We start from the raw sequence: 19,886 nt of genomic DNA on the forward strand, positions 1-19,886 counted from the left end.
ATCCCGCGAGGTGCGGTGTAACCGTCCTCGGCTTCGCGGTCCCATTAATGCATGCGAGACACGTGGTGGTTGCCAAGAGCGCGAGGCCGAACGTTGAGATCTGGACCAGTCGCACGGTCTAGCGAGCTACGACTGGTGCTCCTGCTCGATGGCCTCCACTCTGCTGCGCAGATCGGCGACTTCGGACCGCAGGGCGTCGAGCGCGGTATGCACATCGGTGTCGTCGGGGGTCTCGGTCGGCAGGGTACGAACGAACGTCCCACGACCCGAAGCAGATTCCAAGATCCCCTCGTGCTGCAAGGCCTTGACCGCCGCGTGCACGGTCAGCTCGGCGATGCCGTACTCAGCGGAGAGCGCTCGGAGCGATGGGATCTTCTGGCCAACTGTGAACTCGCCAGCCGTGATCCGACGTCGGAGATCGTCTCTGACCTGCACGCTGAGCGGTTGCGCGCTCCGTTGATCGATCGCCACCCGCCAAGACTACAGCCCGCTTAGGCCACCACACAGCACCACAAGCACCCCTTGCCAACCAAAGCACCTTGTGGCACCTTAATGTGCCATGAGTGGTTCGAGAGGAACTCACGCGATGGAGACCGTTCGCCTCAGCAAGCACGCCCGCGAGTTCATCGACGCAACCGACGACGTCACGTTCGCGCGTGACTGCGGAGATGGCATGGACTTCCGGACCACGACCCGAGCTCAGTGGGACGTCGGCGCCGAGCTTCGCCGCACCGGCTTACGCCAGGAGCCCACGTCGTGGTTGTCGATGTCGGAGGCGGAGCGCGCACAGATCCGCCCGCCTCGGCGTCGCACGCCGGCAGGGCTGTTGGTGCTGGTTCGTGGCGAGGGCGCTGACCGCCCAGTCTGTGGTGATGCGGGTGAGGCGGCGTGATGGCCGGGGTGTTGGCGGAGATCGGCGCGTTGATGCGCTCGGCACCGCGCCCGAGTGCGCCGGCTGGTGATGTCGCGGCCTGGTACGAGCGTAAGGCCGAGCTGCTTGAGCATGTGGCGGCCGACCTGCTCGACAGGGGACCGGTGATGGGGGACGCCGGCTCGGATGCTGCGCGGTTCGTGTTGGAGGCGGGTCGTGCGCGTCGCCGCGCGTCTGCGCTGAGTGGGAAGGCGGCGGCGTGATGCGTACTCGTTCGATCCTGCTGTGGCCGTTCGCCCTGGCCTGGGGGCTGGTGCGGCTGATGTTCTGGCCCGCGCTGGTGCTCGGCGTGGCCTGGCTGTTCACGTACTTCGGGCTGTTGCCCTCGGGGTTGTTTGCGCTGCTGGTTGTTCTGGACGGGCTGTGGGCGTTGTGGTCGCTGCGGCTGTGGGCGGCGGTGGTCAAGGGCTCGATGCGCTCCATGGAGCGAGGCACCGTGACCATCCGCAACCAGGTGCCACGCCGGCGCGGGCGGGCTCGACGTCGGCGAGTGCGCCGATGAGCACGACGACCGAGATCGCGGTCGCCGACAGGCTCGCGGTCAACAGCTCTCAGGTGTACCGCGTGTCCGGCCGCGAGGTCGGCAAGTCCGAGGTACTCGGGTCACTGGTCACACGATGGAACGACGACCCCGACCGGGACGCCATCGAGGTGGCCGGCGCGCTCCGGTCGGCGGCCGCGTTGTCCGGGCGCGGCACCGGCGCGGACCTGATCGAGGTCGCCGAGGTGGCCGAAGGTGGTGACCAGCGATGAAGGTGCGCCGGTTGCTGTTGTTCGCGGTGATGTTGGGGGCGTTGTCGCTGTCGTTCCACGGCCAGGTGGCCTCGGTGGCTCCGCAGCTGGGTGTGCCGTTCGCGGTGGTGTTCGCCATCTCATATGACGTGGCTACGTTGCTCGCGCTGCACGAGGCCATGACCCCAGGCGTGAGCGGGCGGGTACGGCGCTGGGCGTGGACGGTACTCATCCAGGCTGGTGGCACCGCACTGGGGCTCAACACTTGGTACGGGCTGTCGACCGGCATGCTGCCCAGCCCGGTCGCGGTCGCGGTGGGCGCGGGTCCGGTGATGCTCGCCTGGTCGCTGTCGCACCTATTCGCGTTGGTGCTCGCCGAGCGCACCGGACGCACCGGAAGCACCGGCGACGGCGCCGCTTCCCGGACCGCTTCCGCGGATTCCCACCCGTCCCCCCGCGAGCAGCAGCCTGGACCGGTGCTCGACGCTCCAGCCGCGCGGGCGCTGCCCGCCCCCGAGTGCCCTGGCGGCGTTGACGGGCCGGTGCCGGTTGCGGCCAGTCGCGGTGCGTCCGACGAGGACGCGCTGGTGGATCGGGCCGAGCGGCTGGAGCGCCAGGCCCGGGCCGCCTCGGGCGGGAAGCAGGGCATCTCCTACCGGGCAGCAGCCAAGCGGCTGCGGGTGCGCTACGGAACCGCTCGGGCAGCGCTGGACGCCGCCCGCTCCCGCCTCGACGCCGACGCCGCTCCTGAGACCCCACGGACCGGCGGCGCTACCGCCGCCTGAACAACCCACCCAGACCCCGATAGCCAAGTTGAAGGGAAGCATGTAGATGGCTGAGCAGCAGAGGTTGGGCGAGCCGGAGTTCTTCTCCCCGCGCATGATCCGGGAGTACTGCGAGCGCGCCCGCAACTTCGTCCGGCCGCTGTTCCACGAGTTGCACGTCTCCGCCGAGGAGTTGGAGATGGTGTTGCGGGAGCTGCCGTCGAGCAACCCGCACGTGTTCGGGCAGGACTCGAAGGTGCGCGCCCGGTTGGTGGCCAACCACATGCGGCGGGCCGCGGACGGGGCCGAGGTGACCGCGGCGTCGCTGGTGCGGACCTACTTGTCGTTCCGCAAGCACTACATGCCCGAGATCCACCAGCGCGGCCAGCGCACCCGCCGCAAGTTCGACATCAACGACCAGTAGCCAGCGCCCAGGCCCGGCCACACCAGTGGGCCGACGTCGATTACCTGGAGGGATTGTCCGGATGGAGCTGTTCAGCCGTCGAGACCAGCGCGGTGGCGCTGGCGGTGGTGGCGGTGACTTCGTGCCCACTGGTGAGGCCAAGTTTGGGTTCTACGTGCCGCGTAAGTACTGGGCCTCGCGTGTGGCCCCGTACGCGGCGGAGTGGGCCGGGCTGGTGGTGACCTGGCCGATCGGGTACTTCCTGCACTCCGGGCTGGGCGCGCCCGCCCGGGTGCCGTGGGCGTCGGCGTTCCTGGTGCTGCTGGGCACCGGGCTGTCGGCGTTGACCTGGCAGCTGGGTCGGGCGCGGGGCGCGTCGACGCGGTGGATGGCCACAGCGACGGTGGCGATCGGGGGGTTGTGGTTCCTGGTCGCCACCGTGATCGGGCCGGCCGACCCGCTGCTGTTCTGGGTGTGGCTGCTGGGCGGGTCGACGTTGGCGCTGGCGTGGAACATCAAGTACGCGCTGCGCTCGGGTGAGGACGAGGGCACCAACGCCCTGTTCGAGAAGGTCGGGCTCGCCAAGGTCCGCACCGGGCAGGTCGAGGCCGCGCCCGGGTCGAACAAGGTCACCGTCCCGCTGTCGCTGCCCGCCGGCGAGGCGTCGGTGGAAGACGTGCAGAAGGCCACCGACCAGCTCGCCCAGGGGCTTCGGCTGCACAAGGGCTCGGTCCGGGTCACCCCCAACCAAGACGACCTGTCCCAGGCCACGATGACCATCGTCCCCACCGACGTGCTGCGCACCCCACAGCCGTGGCCGGGGCCGTCGCACCCGGGCGGGTCGATCACCGACCCGATCGTGCCGGGGCTGTATGAGGACAACGAGCCGGTGCGGCTGTGGCTGCCCGGCGACCCGAGCGCCAAGCGCAACGCCACCCATGTGCAGATCAACGGCATGAACGGCGCGGGCAAGTCCGAGGCGGGCAAGCTCACGTGGGCGGAGATCCTCACCCGCCGCGATGTGGTGCTGGTCATCCTCGACCCGTCCAAGGGTGAGCAGACAGCCGGGTTCCTCCCGGACGACTCCGCTCACCTGATCATCGGCGAACGCCAGTGCCAGGCGTTCGTGCGTAAGGTGCCCGCGGCGATCTCCGCGCAGGCCCACCAGCTCGGCCAGTGGGGCTATGACCAGTGGGTACCCGAGGTCTACGACCGGTTCGGCATGCCGTATGTGGTGCTGTGGGTCGAGGAGGCCTCCAAGGTCCTCCAGGACGCCGCCACGTTGACCACCATCGCCGAGACCGCCCGCTCGGCCGGGTTCGCGCTGGCGCTCTCGCAGCAGCGCTCGACGTTCCGGCGGATGAACACCGACATCCGCGCCCAGCTCGGCGCCGGCTGGTGCTTCGGGGTCAAGGACCCCGACGACGCCGCGTTCTGCCTGTCCGACGAGGTGATCGACGCCGGCGCCCGCCCGGACCGGTGGAAGAACCGCCGCCCCGGCTGCTTCTACCTCGAAGCACCCGGCATCCCCGAGGAGCGGCTGGCCATGCCCGCCCGCACCTTCAACCGCGACACCGACCGGCTGATCCAGGCCATCGCCGCGCACGCCGGCATCCGCGCCCGCCTGTTCGGCACGACCGCCGCCGCGCTCGGCCTGCCACCGCGCCCGGTGCGCACCACCACCATCCGCCCCAACCAGCCCGCCGGCCAGGCGGGTGACCAGCAAGGGGGAGATCACGTCGTGTCCATCACCACCCTGCCCGACCCCAACCAGCCAGGCCTGCACCGGCCAGAGAGCGGTCACGACCCGGCGAGCGGAGTGAGCGCGGCCGAGCTCGCGGACGCGACCGACCTCGACGCGCTGGCCGAGCTACCCGACGACCTGGACGCCGCCGTGTTCGGGCTACCCACCGACCCCGAGCCCGACCTGGCCGGCGACGGTGACACCAAGCTGCCAGAGGACCCGGACATCGCCGACGCCGCCCTGCCACGCAGCCGCCCGACCCGGGCCGAGGCGCGGGCGAAGCTGCGCGAGCTGGTCAACCGGCAGGCCGCGAAGGGGCTCACCGAGTTCTCCATCCGGGACCTGCCCGAGCCCGCGCAGCTGTTCGGGCGGGGCCGGTCGTGGCTGTCCGGGGAGCTGTCCCGGCTGGCCGACGCCGGCGTGCTGGAGGTGATCGGCCAGGACGGCAACGCCACCGTCTACCGCGTCCGCACCCGACACGAACGTAACGCAGCGTGACGGGCGCGCGGGTGAGTGGGCGCGGGCCGCCTGACGCGCGTGACGCGCACGCGTCAGACGTCTAACGCACCCGCTCACCCCGCGCTCAACGCGTGCGCGCGCACGTGCGCGCGGGCGTGCGCGCGCGAAACCCCCTAAACGATCAACCCCTCACAAGGCCGGGTGACCACCCCGGCCCAGCCCTACACACCCCCACACAGCTACACACAGTAACCATTGAGGAGAGTGTCATGCCCTCAGGAGTGACCCCCGTTCCCGGACCCCGCCGCCGCACCGGCAAGCACAACGACCCGGCTGGTGACCCGCCGCCGGAGGTGGTGACCCCGGTCGAGCTGGACGAGTTCCTCGACCCGGACGCCGAGGCCGCCGACCAGCGGGCCGAGGGCGCGCGCCGGCGCCGCGAGCGGGCGCTGTTACGCGAGATCCGGGCCGGGCAGCAGACCGCGTTGGAGGCCATCCGGCAGGGCGAGGCCAAGGCCACCAGCCTGCTGGGCTTGTTCGGCGCCGCGCTGGCCGCCGCGCTGGTCCTGGCCACGCGCGCGAGCCTGAGCGGGTTCTCCGCCGTGGTGCTCGTGCTGGCCACCGTGCCGCTGCTGGGCGCGGTCGTCGTCCTGCTCGACGCGCTGCGCGCGCGGCTGCGAGGGGACCACGGGTTCGAGCGGTGGGCGCGGCTGCATCGCCACCCCGAGGCGCTGATCGACCAGCTCGACCTGCCGCCGCGCTGCCAGATCCACGTGCAGGCCCGCCGGCTGGCCGACCTGTCCACGCTCGCCACGGCCAAGTTCCGCCGCACCAACCTCGCCATCACGCTGCTGGTCGCCGGGCTGCCCCTGCTCGCCCTGGCCGCCCTCATCGCCTGACCCACGCGCCCGGGAACACCGCCCCGCGCTCGCTCCGACCAGGAGGGACTGCCCGATGCACAAGAAGCTCAAGCCACGGCACTACTACGAGGGCCTGGCCCGTGACGCGCAGCTGGTCGCCGAGGCCCGCTACTGGGTCGAGGACTGCTGGCCTTACCACCGCGACATCGAAGAACTCGAAGAGATGCCCGACGCGATGGTCCTCAAGGGCGTGGACGCCCACTACGAGGGCGGGCTCGACCAGTTCATGGCGGACCGGTGAACCCGCCCGTGCGCAAGCTCTCTACCCGCCGGCCCGCGCCGGGGGAGGACCTGAACATCTTCGACCTGTTCGGTATCGCCCGCCCACCGGACTGGACGGCCGAGGCCAGCTGCGCGAAGGCTGCCCACCCGGACGCGTGGTGGCCGGAGAAGGGCGACCCCGCCGCGTACTTCAGCGCCCAGGCCGCGCTGCGGATCTGCCGCGAACGCTGCCCAGTCCGCGACCAATGCCTGCAAACCGCCCTGGACAACCACGAAATCGAGGGCATCTGGGGCGGCACCACACCCCGCCAGCGCCGAACCATCCGCCGCCGTCACCGCCAGGACCAGACCAACCGGCCGGCGGCCTGAGGACCCGCCCCGGGGTCGCCACCCCACCGCGACCCGTCCCGCCAGCGCCGTTGACCTGACCGCCAGCCGAGGAGCACGAAGCGATGTTCAACGAGGCCTGCCTGCACTTCCGCCGAACACCCATCACCTCCATCACCGAGCTGGACACCACCGCGAAGAGCCTGGCCGAGTTCACCGGCCGGGTCGCGGACCTGTCCAGCCGCGCCGCCATCACCGCCCAAGAGATCGCCATGAGCCGGCTGCCCCGGGATCACCGGCTCGCCCTGTGCTTCAGGGAAGCGTCGGAGGGGTTCGGGCAGGCCACTACACGGATAGCGCCGTGCTACCACGCCCTGGTCACGGTCGCCGAGCACACCGACGCCGTGCGCGACCGGATCCGGCGGACCCACCAGGATCAACAACCACAGCCCTACCCGCACCGCGACCCGCCGTCCAAGGGCATCCAGACCGCGCTGGCCGTCCTCGACCAACACCGCTCCCACCTGTACTCCCACCGGGCCGGGGGTCTACACAACGCCGCGGTCAGCTTCGCCGAGCTCTGTGTCCAGATCGGCCAGATCGCGGCGCTGCTGGCGTCCTCGGCCGACGAACAAGCCGCCAGCTACGACGAACCCGCCGGTGACCCTCACGTCGTCGAGCGCCTCACCGAGGCGGCAGCTCTCGCTCGTCGGATCGCGCGCGCCGCCACCCTGGCCAAGGACTACTTCCAGACCACCAGCGTGCACACCGAAGCCGCCGTCAAACGGCTCCGCCGACGCGGATATGACCCGAACAAGGTGCCGCTGTGACCATGGACACCACCACAGCCGCCGTCGTGTTCTCCGCCTGCTCGGCCGGGTGGCTGGCCACCGCCGGGCACGCCGCCAGGCTGGCCCGCCAGCTGCGCACCGACCAGCTGACCGAGCTGCCCAACCGCGAAGCCCTCACCGTGCTGGTACGCCGCGCCGCACGCCGAGCCCGCCCCGGCCGGCACGTGGGCCTGTTGATGATCGACGTGGACCGGTTCAAGGCGATCAACGACACCCACGGCCACGCGGTCGGCAACACCGTCCTACAGGTCATCGCCGGGCGGCTGGCCGCGATCGCCGGCCCCGGCGAGATGGCGATCCGGCTGCACGGTGACGAGTTCGCGCTCTGGCTCGGCCACCACACCACCCGCCAGCACGCGCACGTCTACGCCGTCCGGCGCGGTCACAACGTCCGCGCCGCGCTGGCCATGCCGGTCGAGGCCGGCCGGCACCGCCTGGCCGTCACCGCCTCGGTCGGCGCCGCCGTGCTCCCCGCTGTCGGGCTGTCGCGCGCCGCGCTGCTGGCCAAGGCCGATCACGACATGTACCAGGCCAAACGCGTCAGCTACCGCACCACCTGGCCGCACCCGGCCACCACCCGACCCACGCCCACACCCGGTGAGGACGCCGCCTGATGCCCCCACACAACCCGAACGACGAACACCACACGACCGCAGCCGACGAGCCCCAGCGTCGGAGGGCAATACGACGCCGGCTGCCCATCTTCTTCATCGACATGAGCGGCCGTGGCAACGACTACTGGGTGACGGTGTCGTGGAAACCGACCGACCCCTGGGCGGTCACGCTGTCGATCCCCCACAGCACCAGCCCGGTCGACTGGCTGCTCGCCCGCGACCTGCTGTGGTCCGGCCTGAACATCCCCACAGGGTCCGGAGACGTGCGCATCGAGCCCGTCACCGCCCGCGATCTCGACGACGAGGACCAGATCGAGATCCGGCTCTACGGCAGGCGCAATGCCCGCTGCGCGCACCTGATCGTCACCCGTCGCGACCTGTGGGAGTTCCTGCAGGCCACCAAGGCGCATTTCCCGGACGCCCGCGACACCGCGCGCGCCGGGATCGACGCCGAAATCGCCCGACTCCTCGCCCGGCCCACGGCCGCGCCCGGTGAGGAGGCGACCTGATGCTCCGAACCCAGCCCAACCCGCTCGCCGACCTCAACGCTCAACTACGACAGGCGGTCACCGCAACCTCCAGACACCGCCAACTCGCCATCTGCGCGCACGAAATCGGGCACGCGCTGCTCGAACTCGCCGGAGGCGGGGACGTCCGTTACGTCGAACTCAGGTTCAAGCTCACCGGACTCGCCGGGTACTGCCACTACGGCGACGACGCCCACGACGCCGAACAACTCGGCTGGAGCGGCGAACGCAAACTCGCCCGCCAAATCGCCACCATGGCCGGCCACGCCGCCGAGGTCCGGTTCTGCCAGCACTACCTCGGCATGGACCACTCCGCCGCGTTCCGCTACGGCCTGGACTGGGCCGAAGGCGACTACACCGACTTCTACTACTTCCGCCGCAAATTCGGCCTACGCCACATCTCCCCGGACTGGGCGTTCCACCGCGCCGGCATCTACCTCGACCGCCACGGCGGACTTCTCGACCGGCTCACCCTGCGACTCCACCACGCCCACCACGTCAACGGTGGGGCGTTCCCACCGCCGGCAGGTGTCCAGTGAACGAGCGCAACGAACACATCACCCACGCGCTGAACACCTGGCCCGAATCGGCCCGAGCCCGACTGCGGTTCGCCGCCCACGAAATCGGGCACGGCCTCGCCTTCATCGTCCACGGGATCCGACCCGAATGGGTACGACTCGAATTCGGACTTTTCGGTGGACTCAACGGCGGCCGATGCCGCATCAGCGAATCCGAGCCCAACCCCGGAACACCCCCGGAACAAGTCGAAGCATGGCTCATCGGCGCGTTGGCCGGACACGCCGCCGAAACCCGATTCGGCCAGCTCTACCTCGACCTCGACGACCAACACGCCCATCAGTGGGGCGCCCAAGGAGCAGCCAAGGACTACGACAACTTCCACCGCCTCCGCACCACCCACCGCGTCCGCCTGTCCGAACAGCGCGCCTACCAACGCGCCGCCGCGCTCATCGAACGCAACGGCCTCCGCGTCGACCACCTCACCTTTCGACTCGCCCGCGCCCGCCAACTCGCCGGACACGCCCTATGAGCACCAGACCAGAACATCGATCAGAAGGCTTCGAGATGAACACCACCGTCAACATCAGCACCGTCCTCGCCGCGCGTGACTTCGACCGCCTGCCCGCCGCTACCGCCGTTCTCACCGCGCACGATCTCGACCGACTTCTTGCCGACGCCGCCCGGGGCGCGGCCACCGACGAAACCCTGCCGGGCATTTGCGGGGTCATGCTCCACACCGACACCTACAACGGCACGCCCGTGCTGGTCGCCACCGCCACCGACCGGTTCATGCTTGTCCAGGCACACGTGCCGCTGGACGCCGGCACGTTCGAGGGTCGGCTCATGCTGACCAACGCCCAGGTCACGCAGGTCCGAGCCATGCTCCGGCCACTCACACGGCGCCGAGGCGGCCGTGATGACCAGGTCTCCGTCAGCACCGACACCTTCACCGGCCGCATCGCGGCAGCCGAGGGCACAGCGTTCAGCTTCGTCAACTACTGCGAGTGGTTCCCCAACATCACCAAGGTGACCGACAAGTACCGCGACACCCCACGGACTGACCAGCCGGTCACCCTCAACCCCAAGCTGCTCGCCCGCGCGGCGGCGCTCGGCCGGCGCGGCGAATACGTGCGCGTCGAGGTCCTCGCCGGCGAGCAGGCACCGGTCCGAATCACCATCGGCGAGTCCGGTGTGGCGCGGCTCTGGCTCTACCTCATGCCCGTCCGCACCCAGGCCGACGCGGCCGGGACCGCCGTGTGGAACGTCCCGACCGCGCCCGTGTTCGAACTCCCGCCCGTGACTCCGTGGCAGCGCGAGGCCGCGTGATCACCCACTCACCAGCACCGGCGCCCGTCATGGCACGCCGGGAGGATAGGCCGACACCTGGCCCACCCCAGGGCGGGTCGGTGCCCGCTGTGCTGTCGCTGTTCGCCGGGATCGGCGGCCTGGACCTCGGCCTGGAACGGACGTCGAGCCCTCGGAAACGCCGTCGTGCCCGCCGTCGCCGAACACATCGCCCGCCTGATCACCAACCACACCACTACCGCCGCATGAAGGAACTCGCCCACATCGCGCACTACCACCGAAAGGAGCCAGTTGTCATGGCCGGATTACCAGAGGTCACCGTGGCCGGCACGTTGACCGCCGACCCCGAGCTTCGCTACACCCCGAACGGACACGCCGTCGCCAACTTCACCGTGGCCGCGAACGACCGCCGTTTCGACAGGCGGACCGGTGAATGGGTCGATGCAGGGGCGACGTTCTTGCGCTGCCAGATCTGGCGCGACGCCGCCGAGCACGTCGCGGAATCGCTGAACCGAGGCAACCGGGTCATCGTCACCGGGCGGCTCAAGCAGCGCGAGTACGAGACCCGCGAGGGCGAGAAGCGCACCGTGTTCGAACTTGACGTCACCGAGATCGGACCATCGCTGAAGTGGGCCACCGCCGCCGTCAAGAAGGCCACCCGCACCGGCGCGAACACCGGCGGCGGTGACGACCCGTGGGGAACCGCACCCGCCCAGCCCGACGCTCCGGGCAGCGACGAACCTCCGTTCTAACCCCCCTCGACCCGGCCCGGGGGCGCTGGGACGCGCACAGCCGACAGACCTACCCCGCGTCTCAGCACTTCCGGGCCACCCACCTCCACCCGCCGCCGCACCACCCACGAACCTGCACACCGGAAGGCGACCCGGATATGAGCGTGCCCGACCCACCCAGCCCGCGCGCCCTGACGCCGATGCAACGGGCTCAACGCGACAATGCGCTGAGGGCCGCCGAGCGCGGCTGGCGCGTATTCCCCCTCGTGCCCGGCACCAAGCGGCCGGTGTTCGAGCAGTGGGAACGCCACGCCACCACCGACCCCACCCGGATCACCTCGTTCTGGACCCGCCGCCCGGGCTGCAACATCGCCGTCGCCTGCGGCCCCTCCCGCCTGCTCGTCATCGACCTCGACCTGCCGAAAGCCGGCCACCCCGAGGGGCGGAGCTTGAGCATCGGGGGGACCCGCACTGGTGCCCAGGTGCTCGACCAGCTCGCCGAGCGCACCGGGGGTGAGCTGCCGGCGACCTACACCGTGCGCACCCCGTCCGGCGGCACCCACCTGTACTACCGCGCACCCACCGCCCCGCGCCTTGGCTGCTCGCAGGCCAAGCTCGGCCCGCTGGTCGACACCCGTGGGCACGGTGGCTACGTCGTCGCGCCCAGCTCGATCACCCCGCAAGGCGGATACGAGCTCATCGACGACCGCGAACCTGCCGAGCTGCCCGGGTGGATAGCCCTTGCCCTTGCTCCCAGGCCGTCTCCGGCCATCTCAGCGGCTCCTGACGTGGCTCCTGGGCGGCTCGACGCCTACGTCGCCGCGGCGGTGCGCAGCCAGGTCGAGCGGGTGCGAGCGGCCCCACCAGGCCGGCACAACCACACCCTGTTCGTCGCCGCCTGCCGCCTCGGCGAACTCGTGGGAGCCGGAGCGCTCGACCCCGGCACCGCCACCCACATGCTCCAGCACGCCGCCGAGCCCATCGTCGTCTCGGACTGCGACTGCACCAAGCGCGAGGTCACCAACACGATCGCCTCCGGCCTGCGCACCGGCGCCGAACGACCTCGCCGCCTGCCGCCGCGGCACCGGAGAGCCGCGTGACCGCCGCTCGAGAACCCGACAACTCGCCCGAGCCGACCCGGCCCCCCTCGGTGGCGCGGCCGCTGCGCGCGGTGCCCACCACACCCGACCCACCCGGCGAGGATGACCTCTTGGACGAGCCCGACCACGATCCGGCGCTGGCCGGGTGGGAACCACCGGTGCCGCTCTCACCGGTCCGTGAGCTACCCCGGTTCCCGCTCGACGCGCTGCCCGGCTGGGTGTCCGAGCAGGTACGCGCGGTCGCCCAGACCTTCCAAACCCCACCCGACCTGCCCGGATGCATCGCGCTGGCCGCGTTGTCGGCGGCGGCAGCCGGGCGGGCGATCGTACGGGTCCGCGCCGGCTGGGACGAACCGATCAACATCTACACCGTCGTGGTCATGCCGCCCTCCTCCCGCAAATCACCCCCCTTCCGCGCCATGACCGCGCCGCTGCGTGACGCCGAGCGGGAACTGGTCGAGGCCAGTCGCGCCGAACGCGAACACGCCCGTATCACCCGCGCCACCGCCGAGAAGGCCATGGAGAAAGCCGAACGCGAAGCCGCCGGCGCCACCAGCGACCAACCCGGCGCGCTCGCCGCCGCCGTCGACGCCGCCCTGCAAGCCGCGTCCGTGGAGATCCCGCCCGAGCCCCGGCTCCTGGCCGACGACCTCACCCCGGAATCCGCCGCGACCCTCCTCGCCGCGCACGGCGGCCGCCTGGCCGTGCTCTCCGCCGAGGGTGGGCTGTTCGCCACCCTGGCCGGCCGCTACTCCGGCACCCCCAACCTCGACGTGTTCCTCAAGGGCTACTCCGGGGACACCCACCGCGTGGACCGCCTTGGCCGGCCACCCGAGTACATCGACCGACCCGCCATCACCCTCGGCCTGACCGTCCAGCCCGCCATCGTCGACGAACTCCGCAAAACCAAACTCCTACGCGGCGCCGGACTGCTCGCCCGCATCCTCTACTCTCTACCCCCCAACACCGTCGGCCACCGCCTGTCCCGACCGCCCGCCGCCGACCCCGCGACCGCCGAGGACTACGCCAACCAGCTACGCGGCATCGCCCTCGGCCTCGCCGGCTGGACCGACCCCGCGGTTCTGCAGCTCACCCCCGCCGCCGACGACGCCATGGCCACCTACCAGGACGCCATCGAACCCAAGCTCGACCCCGCCGGCGGCGAATGGGCATCCATCGGCGACTGGGCCGGCAAACTCGCCGGCCAAACCGCCCGCCTCGCCGGCCTGCTCCACATCGCCGAACACCCCACCGAACCCTGGAAACACCAGCTCACCGACACCACCATCACCGCCGCCCAACGCTTCGGCGACTACTTCACCGCCCACGCCCTCACCGTGTTCGACCAGCTCGGCACCGACCCACGCATCGACGACGCCCGCCACCTGCTCGCCTGGATCGAGCGCACCCGCCCCGCTCGGTTCACCCGCCGTGAGATCTACCGCCAGAACCGAGGCGGCCGGTTCAGCACCGTCACCGACATCGACCCCGCGCTCGCCGTCCTCGAAGACCACGGCCACATCCGACTGCAGCCCCCGGAACGCGGCGGGCGAGGTCGCACGCCCTCGCCGGTCTACCTGGTCCACCCAACCCATCAGGAAGGAGAGGGCGCTGGACGTGGACAGAATGGCCACAATTGACAGAAGCCACCTGGCCTCCCGTCTGCGCAGGTCACAGCCCCTGCAACGTGATCAAGCGCCGACGGGACAGATTTGGACAGAATGGACACAAATCGACCGCGTGGCGCCCACGTTCCGTAGTCGCACGCCCACGGTGTGTTTTGTGTCCATTTGTGTCCAGATCTGTCAAACGAGACCAAGATCGACGAGCGGCGCCCTGACCTCGATAAACAGCCGATCGGCAGGGCTTCTGTCAATTGTGTCCATTCTGTCCATCCACCCGGTACCCCTCACCCCAGCCAGCTCACCCGCCTCAGCCCTTACGACCAACGTCTGTGTCCGCCATCACCGCCTCGCGTCCCACTCGACGCGCCCAGCGTGCCCCGACCCCACCTACTCACCCGGAGAGGACTCAGCCATGGCGAGTCAAGCTCGCGCACGCAAGACCGGAAATGACCCAAACGCAAAGAACGTCCTCTATCGACCCATGGAAGTCGCCAAGATGCTCCGGTGCTCGGCGTGGTGGATCAAAGAGCAAGCGCGCAAACGCAGGATCCCATTTAGCTGGATCGGAGGCAGCTACCGGTTCACGGATGAGCACGTTGCAGAGATAGTCCGACTCTTTGAGTCGAGGCCGGAACGCTCCGTGCCGGCTTCTCCGCAAACGGTGCACAACGGAAAGGTCACGCGCCGTTCTATGGGCGAGGTGAAGGTCCGGCTGAGAGCACGGACGCCCAGGAGGGCAGCGAGAGCGACACGGCAGGAATCAGCCGAAGCTGCCTGACCCACACCGAAGGAAGGACCCGAAGTTGGGATACGCGGAAAAGCGCGGGAACTACTGGCGAGCACGATACAAGATCGAGCGTGGCAGGTACGGGACGGTCGTCGACTCCGCAGGCGAGACAGTCCGCTTCCGAACGAGGCGAAAGGCGGAGAAGGCCGCGAACGACGCCGAGGCCAGAATCCGTGAAGGCAGATGGCGTGACACTAGCGGCAAGATCCTCTTCGGTGACTACGTCAGCCGCTGGTATGCGGCGCAAGACTTGGCTGCGTCGACCCTTCAGAACTACCGCAGGCATATCGAGGAGCACCTCCTGCCCACCTTCGAGTCGTACGCCGTGGACGAGATCACACGTACGGACATCGGTGAATGGGAAAAACGTGAACGTGCTCTCGGGTACGCGGAGTCGAGCATCAAGTCCTGGCGCGCGGTCATGCATCTCATTATGGCCGACGCGGTAGACGAAGAACTGAGAGACGCGAACCCCGCAGCTCGACGCCGGGGGAGAGGTAGGCGGTCAGATCGGTTGAACCATAGAGGCCCTGAGAAGGTCGTGACCACTGCACTCGGCATACTTCTGATTGCTGAACGGGCTGCTCTCCTATCAGGCCGAGATGACGAATTCGTGGCGATAGTCGTCAAGGCGTACACCGGTATGCGCTGGGGCGAACTTGTTGGCCTGGAGACCCAATACGCGCGACCGGCCAGTCTCCGGGTGGAATGGCAGCTCTACGAACTCGACACGGGCGAGCTGCTCAGGTGTCCACCAAAGGAAGGGTCGCGGCGCCTGATCGACCTCCCCACGTGGCTGGCCGGGATGCTGCTGGGCCACATCGCACGCACTCAACCGAAACCCTGTTCATGTCATGGGCTGCGGTACGCCTTCGGCGGTCACCGTCCGGCACCGGGTGCACACCAGCGGCCCGGCCCAAAGCTGGTCGACGTAGCTCGGCGAGCCGGCGTGTCGATTGGCACGGCCTCAGCGGTCCTGAACCGGCCCGAGACCGTGTCAGGGACCACACGATCGGCGGTCAACGTCGCGATCACCGAGCTGGGATACATGCGGGGCGGACCGGTCGCCGAGCTCGCCCCGCACTGGCGGAGATCCAGTTTCGCCACCTGGCTGTTCCAGCCAGCCGCCACAGGCTGGTATCCGAAGAAGGGGCCACGAGGGGGCCACCCGGTATCGATTCTCGCCGAGCCGTGGCCGGGTGTGCCAGTCCGGGGCCGAGGCGCGGCCGCGCGAGCGACTGCCTGCTGGCTGCCGATCGCGGCCGGGCTGACTCCGCACGGCCTACGCCACACCCACAAGACGCTGATGGACGGGCTCAACACGCCGCCGAAGCTCATGGACGAACGCATGGGTCATGAGGATGGCTCGGTGCAAGCCCGGTACTCGCACATCACGGCCGACATGCGCCGGCTGCTCATGGCAGGCCTGACCGACCTGTGGGAGGCCGGCCTAGAGCAGCGACGAGCGCTGAATCCCGGCTCGCCCGTGGCGGTTCTGGACGCCTTGCTCAAGGGCTGACCGCGCCGCAGCACCTAAGATCGTCTCCCAGATTTCTCCCAAGAGGGGCCAGTAAACGACTCAGGGCCGGCCCCCTCGACGGGAGACCGGCCCTGACCTGGCCCTATATGGTGGGCGATACTGGGATTGAACCAGTGACCTCTTCCGTGTCAAGGAAGCGCTCTCCCACTGAGCTAATCGCCCGAGGCGGAGGCGGGAATCGAACCCGCGTACAGGGCTTTGCAGGCCCTTGCCTAAGCCACTCGGCCACTCCGCCGTAACCGTAGGGAGCCGAGATTGGTGGTCCGAGATGGACCCGAGCACCCTTCGAGCGGACGACGGGACTCGAACCCGCGACCCTCACCTTGGCAAGGTGATGCGCTACCAACTGCGCTACGTCCGCATGTTTCCCGCCCACTGAGTGGGGCGGGATGTTGTGGCTGAAGCCTATCCGACGCGGTGCGGAGGCTTCAAACCGGCCCCCCTGTTAGCTCGCCTCGCTGGACAGCAGGTCCTCCAACGCCAGGTCAAGATCGAGCCAGGCGTACTCGCTGCCCGGCGGGACCGCCTCGAAGGTGCGGTCCAGGAAATCGGCCAGATCCGGCGCGCTGGTGGAGAAGAGTGCGTGGCCGGAGGGGGAGCTGAGCTCGATCTCGACGGTGTCCGGGTCGCCGGCCGCCGGCCGGACCCTGACGTCGCCGGTACCGGCCTCGGTGAGGAGCCCGTCGGCGAACAGGTCGCGGGCGAAGACCCACTCGACGTCCGCCGCGTCCGTTCTCCCGGTTTGGAACACCGCATGTACCGCGTATGGGTCACGGCTGTCATACCGCAGCTCGACCCGCACCGGCATCGCGTCGGCCTGCTGGGCCAGCAGATCGAACACGGCGAGAGAGCGGATGGTGACGTGCTCGTTGCGCATCGTGCTGCCTCTCCGTGGGTTTGTCGCCCGTCCTTCAGGAGGGGCCAACGACCGGAACGCCGAGATGTCACGGTGCGAGCGAAGGAGACTGCCCTCTACCTAGGCAGACTTCACCCGGTTGGAGCAGCACGGACCCGATCTCTCACCGAGAACGGTGAGGTCAGCGGGCCGCGAGCGGGGTATGGCTACTACCCTGGATGGGCACCGTGCCGTGCGCCAACGTCTGACGTGAGGAACCCCTGGTGGCCGATGTCGCCAACGTCTCTGCCTCGTCCGGCAAGCCAGGCCGGGGCATCGGAGACGGCGCGTCCGGCCGGTGGCACGAGGTGCCCGACGAGGGCCTGTTCCAGCGGCTCGCGGACGGTGAGGCGGACGCCGTCGGACTGCTCTTCGACCGCTACTGCGGACTGGCCTACTCCTTCGCGCGGTCGGTCTGCGGCGACGACCGCTGCGCCGAGGACGCGGTGCGAGAGGCCTTCGTCACACTCTGGCGGGACCCGCAGCGGTTCGACCCCGGCCGCGGCGACCTCGTCGGCTGGCTGCTGGTCGCCGTCCACCGCGAGGCACTGGACCTGCTGCGCCGGCGGGGGACCGCGCGACGGCGCGCGCTGTTCGCGGCCGGAGAGCGCGACGGCTGGCCGCTGCCGGCGTGCCCCGACGCGTCGGACGCCTCGGACGGCGGGAGCAGCGGCCGGCAGGTCTCCGACGCGCTGGCCCGGCTGCCCACCGAGCAGCGCCGAGCGCTGGTGCTGGCCTTCTACGGCGGTTTCACCCAGCCGGAGATCGCCGTGCTCACCGGCGCGTCGACGCGGGCCATCGGCTCGCTGCTCTACGGCGCCATGAGGCGGCTGCGCCGGATGCTGCTCCCGCTGCGCTGGGCGGCGGCCGACTTCGTGGGGCACCCGCGATGACCGGCAAGCCGGCGTGCCCGCGCGCCGAGGAGGCGGTCGGCTGGGCCATGCACGCGCTCGAGCCGGCCGAGGAGGAGGTGCTCGTCGCGCACCTGCCCTGCTGCGAGCCGTGCCGCGAGGCGGTCCGGCAGGCCGAGGAGCTGGTCCGCGTGCTGGCCTCGGTCGGCGACCGGGTGGAGCCCCGGGCCGAACTGCGCGAGGAGCTGCTGGCCTCGGTCGCCGCGACCGCGCAGACGCCCAGGGAACGCCGCCAGCGCCCGCCCGACCTCGAATGGGAACCAGCCCCACCGCCGCCACCGCCGCCCCCGTCGCACGCCGGGTGGGACCCCGGTGCGCCGGAGCTGGACGCGCTCGCCGCGGGCCCCGCCGAGGCGCGCCGCTGGGCCGCCCGACGGCGGGGGACGGTGGTGCTGGTCGCGTCCATGCTGGTCGCGATGATCGTGATCGGCATCGGCGGCATGGCCACCCGGCAGATGGCGGACACCCAGCAGCGCCAGGCCGCGGCGGCCCAACAGCTGCAGCGCGTGCTGGCCCAGGCGTCCGCCGTCGGCGTGAGGTCCGCCGTGCTCAGCGCCCCTGGCGGACCTCCCGTGGCCGCCGTGCTCCTGGACGGTGGCCAGCGCCAGCTCGTGCCCGCCGGCCTGCCCGCCAACGAGCCCGACCGCTCCACCTACGTCCTGTGGGGCCTCGGCGGTCCTCGCCCCGTGCCGCTGGGCACCTTCGACGTAAACCCGGGCGACCGAGGCGCACGGACGGTAGGGTCAATGCCGCGAGACGACACCTTCACCGGCTACGCGGTCTCGATCGAGCGCGGCCGGAAGGCGCCGCCCTCGCCAACGGTAATGATGATCGCGAGCGGGCAGGTGACACGCTGAGCCGGACAGAACCACGCGCCGTTTCGACCCTGCGCGCGAAACTGGACGGCAAGCCGACCCTTCGCCGCTTCTACCGGATCGGCGTGGCCGTCCTGGGCGCCCTGGTCCTGGCGCTCGGCATCGTCCTGATCCCGTACCCCGGCCCCGGCTGGCTGGTCGTCTTCGCCGGCCTGGCCATCCTGGCCACCGAGTTCATCTGGGCCCGCCGCCTGCTCCACTACGCCCGGGCTCGCTACGACGCCTGGGTCCGCTGGCTGGGCCGCCAGAACTGGTTGGTCAAGCTGCTCGTCCTAGCCGGAACCGGCCTGGCCGTCCTGCTCACCCTCTGGCTGCTGAACGCATACGGCCTGCTAGCCGGCTGGATGGGCCTGGACTGGACCTGGGTGCGATCCCCCCTCTTCTGATCCGGTAAGGTTCACTGGGTCAGGGGCTGACGGCCCCCATCCCGGGCGATTAGCTCAGCGGGAGAGCGCTCCGTTCACACCGGAGAGGTCACTGGTTCGATCCCAGTATCGCCCACAAGTTTCCAGGTCAGATGGCCTCCCGACAAGATCGTCTTTAAGATCGGCGAGACCCGACAGGCTTGCGTGAAATCGAGTACGTGCGAGCTGACGAAGTGCCTCCCTCCCTCGCCCTGCCGGTCTGTTGGCGAAATCTCTGCCCGATTGCAGTGTGTAGCTGGTCGGCCAGGTCGGTGGTCCCTGTGAATGCCCGGCGGAAAACCCGAACGACCGGCCCACGGGACGACGCGCCGCGTCGGATCGTCAGCCTCGCTGTCGGGGCTGCGTATGCCGATGTGTCCATTCGTACACTGCGCCGGTACATCGCCCAGGGAAGGCCAACTGGTTACCGTGTCGGCCCCCGCCTGGTCAGGGTCGACCTCAACGAGCTGCGCCAGCTCGCCCGCCCTATCCCTACCGCCACCGGCACGGCCAACGACGGACGGCGACCTGATGGCTTTCAGTAGCCCCAGCGCAGGGTTGACGCGAGTGTGGCTCACGCCCCGGCGGCACGCTGGCAGCTGTCCAGCAGGCGCACGAGCGCTTCCTTGTGGGTGGCCAGGGGGGCGGGCCGGGGAGGGCGGCCCAGTGTTCGGTGCGGGCACGCCAACGTCTGGCGCTG

25 protein-coding genes and 4 tRNA genes are annotated in these 19,886 nt (G+C 70.1%); 24 read left to right on the top strand and 5 right to left on the bottom strand.

Going from position 1 to position 19,886, the window contains the following annotated elements; translation table 11 throughout:
- Positions 1 to 126: 126 nt before the first annotated feature.
- A complete protein-coding gene (locus N912_RS55000) occupies positions 127 to 471 on the bottom strand; it encodes a GntR family transcriptional regulator (protein ID WP_084211259.1) in 345 nt (114 codons plus the stop codon).
- A gap of 115 nt (positions 472 to 586) precedes the next feature.
- On the opposite strand from N912_RS55000, the gene N912_RS0127700 reads away from it, so the two are divergent.
- The 20 genes from N912_RS0127700 (at position 587) to N912_RS61595 (ending at position 16,080) form a co-directional block, all read left to right on the top strand.
- On the top strand, positions 587 to 892 hold the full coding sequence (locus tag N912_RS0127700; RefSeq protein ID WP_028924962.1) for a hypothetical protein: 306 nt from the start codon (positions 587 to 589) through the stop codon (positions 890 to 892).
- Positions 892 to 1,134 (top strand): hypothetical protein, encoded by a 243-nt coding sequence (locus N912_RS55005; protein ID WP_156994065.1) that lies wholly within the window; start codon positions 892 to 894, stop codon positions 1,132 to 1,134. The genes N912_RS0127700 and N912_RS55005 overlap by 1 nt, the downstream gene beginning before the upstream one ends.
- Entirely contained in the window at positions 1,134 to 1,433 is a 300-nt protein-coding gene (locus tag N912_RS0127710; protein WP_028924963.1) for a hypothetical protein, read from the top strand. Before N912_RS55005 ends, N912_RS0127710 begins: the two co-directional genes overlap by 1 nt.
- On the top strand, positions 1,430 to 1,684 hold the full coding sequence (locus tag N912_RS0127715) for a DUF6197 family protein (protein ID WP_028924964.1): 255 nt from the start codon (positions 1,430 to 1,432) through the stop codon (positions 1,682 to 1,684). The genes N912_RS0127710 and N912_RS0127715 overlap by 4 nt, the downstream gene beginning before the upstream one ends.
- Positions 1,681 to 2,448 (top strand): hypothetical protein, encoded by a 768-nt coding sequence (locus N912_RS0127720; RefSeq protein WP_028924965.1) that lies wholly within the window; start codon positions 1,681 to 1,683, stop codon positions 2,446 to 2,448. Before N912_RS0127715 ends, N912_RS0127720 begins: the two co-directional genes overlap by 4 nt.
- A gap of 46 nt (positions 2,449 to 2,494) precedes the next feature.
- Entirely contained in the window at positions 2,495 to 2,851 is a 357-nt protein-coding gene (traA, locus tag N912_RS60755; RefSeq protein ID WP_156994067.1) for a plasmid transfer protein TraA, read from the top strand.
- 121 nt (positions 2,852 to 2,972) lie between these two features.
- Complete coding sequence (gene traB, locus N912_RS60760) at positions 2,973 to 5,072, top strand: plasmid transfer protein TraB (protein ID WP_156994069.1); 2,100 nt, start codon at positions 2,973 to 2,975, stop codon at positions 5,070 to 5,072.
- A 230-nt stretch (positions 5,073 to 5,302) separates the two neighbouring features.
- Positions 5,303 to 5,932: a Pycsar system effector family protein gene (locus tag N912_RS55020; protein ID WP_156994071.1), complete on the top strand. Its 630-nt coding sequence runs from the start codon at positions 5,303 to 5,305 to the stop codon at positions 5,930 to 5,932.
- Positions 5,933 to 5,987: 55 nt separating this feature from the next.
- The gene (locus tag N912_RS0127740; protein WP_028924966.1) at positions 5,988 to 6,194 is read left to right on the top strand and encodes a hypothetical protein; all 207 of its coding nucleotides are present in this window, start codon (positions 5,988 to 5,990) and stop codon (positions 6,192 to 6,194) included.
- Complete coding sequence (locus N912_RS0127745) at positions 6,191 to 6,544, top strand: WhiB family transcriptional regulator (protein WP_051580867.1); 354 nt, start codon at positions 6,191 to 6,193, stop codon at positions 6,542 to 6,544. The genes N912_RS0127740 and N912_RS0127745 overlap by 4 nt, the downstream gene beginning before the upstream one ends.
- A gap of 83 nt (positions 6,545 to 6,627) precedes the next feature.
- Positions 6,628 to 7,332: a hypothetical protein gene (locus N912_RS0127750; RefSeq protein WP_028924968.1), complete on the top strand. Its 705-nt coding sequence runs from the start codon at positions 6,628 to 6,630 to the stop codon at positions 7,330 to 7,332.
- A gap of 2 nt (positions 7,333 to 7,334) precedes the next feature.
- Positions 7,335 to 7,967 carry a GGDEF domain-containing protein gene (locus tag N912_RS55025; protein WP_051580868.1) on the top strand — a complete coding sequence of 211 codons (633 nt, stop codon included), beginning with the start codon at positions 7,335 to 7,337 and terminating at the stop codon, positions 7,965 to 7,967.
- Between the two features lie 101 nt (positions 7,968 to 8,068).
- Positions 8,069 to 8,476, top strand: coding sequence for an SsgA family sporulation/cell division regulator (locus tag N912_RS60765; RefSeq protein WP_051580869.1), 408 nt, complete (start codon positions 8,069 to 8,071; stop codon positions 8,474 to 8,476).
- The gene (locus tag N912_RS0127765; protein WP_028924969.1) at positions 8,476 to 9,033 is read left to right on the top strand and encodes a hypothetical protein; all 558 of its coding nucleotides are present in this window, start codon (positions 8,476 to 8,478) and stop codon (positions 9,031 to 9,033) included. Before N912_RS60765 ends, N912_RS0127765 begins: the two co-directional genes overlap by 1 nt.
- On the top strand, positions 9,030 to 9,542 hold the full coding sequence (locus N912_RS63805; RefSeq protein WP_156994073.1) for a hypothetical protein: 513 nt from the start codon (positions 9,030 to 9,032) through the stop codon (positions 9,540 to 9,542). Before N912_RS0127765 ends, N912_RS63805 begins: the two co-directional genes overlap by 4 nt.
- Positions 9,543 to 9,577: 35 nt before the next feature.
- Entirely contained in the window at positions 9,578 to 10,339 is a 762-nt protein-coding gene (locus N912_RS0127775; RefSeq protein WP_028924971.1) for a hypothetical protein, read from the top strand.
- A 275-nt stretch (positions 10,340 to 10,614) separates the two neighbouring features.
- Positions 10,615 to 11,070 (top strand): single-stranded DNA-binding protein, encoded by a 456-nt coding sequence (locus N912_RS0127780; RefSeq protein ID WP_028924972.1) that lies wholly within the window; start codon positions 10,615 to 10,617, stop codon positions 11,068 to 11,070.
- A 137-nt stretch (positions 11,071 to 11,207) separates the two neighbouring features.
- On the top strand, positions 11,208 to 12,149 hold the full coding sequence (locus tag N912_RS0127785) for a bifunctional DNA primase/polymerase (protein WP_245645440.1): 942 nt from the start codon (positions 11,208 to 11,210) through the stop codon (positions 12,147 to 12,149).
- Positions 12,146 to 13,789, top strand: coding sequence for a YfjI family protein (locus tag N912_RS55035; protein WP_051580871.1), 1,644 nt, complete (start codon positions 12,146 to 12,148; stop codon positions 13,787 to 13,789). The genes N912_RS0127785 and N912_RS55035 overlap by 4 nt, the downstream gene beginning before the upstream one ends.
- 788 nt (positions 13,790 to 14,577) lie before the next feature.
- A complete protein-coding gene (locus N912_RS61595; protein WP_064745386.1) occupies positions 14,578 to 16,080 on the top strand; it encodes a LacI family DNA-binding transcriptional regulator in 1,503 nt (500 codons plus the stop codon).
- A gap of 108 nt (positions 16,081 to 16,188) precedes the next feature.
- Here the strand turns inward: N912_RS61595 and N912_RS0127800 are convergent.
- The 4 genes from N912_RS0127800 to N912_RS0127815 form a co-directional block, all read right to left on the bottom strand.
- Positions 16,189 to 16,263 (bottom strand) — tRNA-Val (locus N912_RS0127800).
- 1 nt (position 16,264) lies between these two features.
- Positions 16,265 to 16,336 (bottom strand) — tRNA-Cys (locus N912_RS0127805).
- A gap of 53 nt (positions 16,337 to 16,389) precedes the next feature.
- Positions 16,390 to 16,462 (bottom strand) — tRNA-Gly (locus N912_RS0127810).
- An 84-nt stretch (positions 16,463 to 16,546) separates the two neighbouring features.
- A complete protein-coding gene (locus tag N912_RS0127815) occupies positions 16,547 to 16,978 on the bottom strand; it encodes an SsgA family sporulation/cell division regulator (RefSeq protein WP_028924975.1) in 432 nt (143 codons plus the stop codon).
- Positions 16,979 to 17,220: 242 nt separating this feature from the next.
- Here N912_RS0127815 and N912_RS55040 point away from each other — a divergent pair, with 242 nt between their 5' ends.
- From N912_RS55040 to N912_RS0127830, 4 genes are all read left to right on the top strand, one after another.
- Complete coding sequence (locus N912_RS55040; RefSeq protein ID WP_051580872.1) at positions 17,221 to 17,889, top strand: RNA polymerase sigma factor; 669 nt, start codon at positions 17,221 to 17,223, stop codon at positions 17,887 to 17,889.
- A complete protein-coding gene (locus N912_RS62415) occupies positions 17,886 to 18,764 on the top strand; it encodes an anti-sigma factor (protein WP_084211263.1) in 879 nt (292 codons plus the stop codon). Before N912_RS55040 ends, N912_RS62415 begins: the two co-directional genes overlap by 4 nt.
- A 41-nt stretch (positions 18,765 to 18,805) precedes the next feature.
- Positions 18,806 to 19,168 carry a TIGR02611 family protein gene (locus tag N912_RS0127825; protein ID WP_281176308.1) on the top strand — a complete coding sequence of 121 codons (363 nt, stop codon included), beginning with the start codon at positions 18,806 to 18,808 and terminating at the stop codon, positions 19,166 to 19,168.
- 43 nt (positions 19,169 to 19,211) lie between these two features.
- Positions 19,212 to 19,283: transfer RNA gene (locus tag N912_RS0127830), tRNA-Val, on the top strand.
- The last annotated feature ends 603 nt before the right edge of the window (positions 19,284 to 19,886 follow it).

The organism is Actinospineispora acaciae DSM 45401 (genome assembly GCF_000620785.1).
Classification (GTDB): domain Bacteria; phylum Actinomycetota; class Actinomycetes; order Mycobacteriales; family Pseudonocardiaceae; genus Pseudonocardia; species Pseudonocardia acaciae.

What these genes read in the sequence shown, in the direction of transcription:
- N912_RS0127700 (WP_028924962.1), top strand. Translation starts at nt 587, where the DNA reads ATGGAGACCGTTCGCCTCAGCAAGCACGCCCGCGAGTTCATCGACGCA.
- N912_RS55005 (WP_156994065.1), top strand. Translation starts at nt 892, where the DNA reads ATGGCCGGGGTGTTGGCGGAGATCGGCGCGTTGATGCGCTCGGCACCG.
- N912_RS0127710 (WP_028924963.1), top strand. Translation starts at nt 1,134, where the DNA reads ATGCGTACTCGTTCGATCCTGCTGTGGCCGTTCGCCCTGGCCTGGGGG.
- N912_RS0127715 (WP_028924964.1), top strand. Translation starts at nt 1,430, where the DNA reads ATGAGCACGACGACCGAGATCGCGGTCGCCGACAGGCTCGCGGTCAAC.
- N912_RS0127720 (WP_028924965.1), top strand. Translation starts at nt 1,681, where the DNA reads ATGAAGGTGCGCCGGTTGCTGTTGTTCGCGGTGATGTTGGGGGCGTTG.
- traA (WP_156994067.1), top strand. Translation starts at nt 2,495, where the DNA reads ATGGCTGAGCAGCAGAGGTTGGGCGAGCCGGAGTTCTTCTCCCCGCGC.
- N912_RS55020 (WP_156994071.1), top strand. Translation starts at nt 5,303, where the DNA reads ATGCCCTCAGGAGTGACCCCCGTTCCCGGACCCCGCCGCCGCACCGGC.
- N912_RS0127740 (WP_028924966.1), top strand. Translation starts at nt 5,988, where the DNA reads ATGCACAAGAAGCTCAAGCCACGGCACTACTACGAGGGCCTGGCCCGT.
- N912_RS0127750 (WP_028924968.1), top strand. Translation starts at nt 6,628, where the DNA reads ATGTTCAACGAGGCCTGCCTGCACTTCCGCCGAACACCCATCACCTCC.
- N912_RS55025 (WP_051580868.1), top strand. Translation starts at nt 7,335, where the DNA reads ATGGACACCACCACAGCCGCCGTCGTGTTCTCCGCCTGCTCGGCCGGG.
- N912_RS60765 (WP_051580869.1), top strand. Translation starts at nt 8,069, where the DNA reads ATGAGCGGCCGTGGCAACGACTACTGGGTGACGGTGTCGTGGAAACCG.
- N912_RS0127765 (WP_028924969.1), top strand. Translation starts at nt 8,476, where the DNA reads ATGCTCCGAACCCAGCCCAACCCGCTCGCCGACCTCAACGCTCAACTA.
- N912_RS0127775 (WP_028924971.1), top strand. Translation starts at nt 9,578, where the DNA reads ATGAACACCACCGTCAACATCAGCACCGTCCTCGCCGCGCGTGACTTC.
- N912_RS0127780 (WP_028924972.1), top strand. Translation starts at nt 10,615, where the DNA reads ATGGCCGGATTACCAGAGGTCACCGTGGCCGGCACGTTGACCGCCGAC.
- N912_RS0127785 (WP_245645440.1), top strand. Translation starts at nt 11,208, where the DNA reads ATGAGCGTGCCCGACCCACCCAGCCCGCGCGCCCTGACGCCGATGCAA.
- N912_RS0127815 (WP_028924975.1), bottom strand. Translation starts at nt 16,978, where the DNA reads ATGCGCAACGAGCACGTCACCATCCGCTCTCTCGCCGTGTTCGATCTG.
- N912_RS62415 (WP_084211263.1), top strand. Translation starts at nt 17,886, where the DNA reads ATGACCGGCAAGCCGGCGTGCCCGCGCGCCGAGGAGGCGGTCGGCTGG.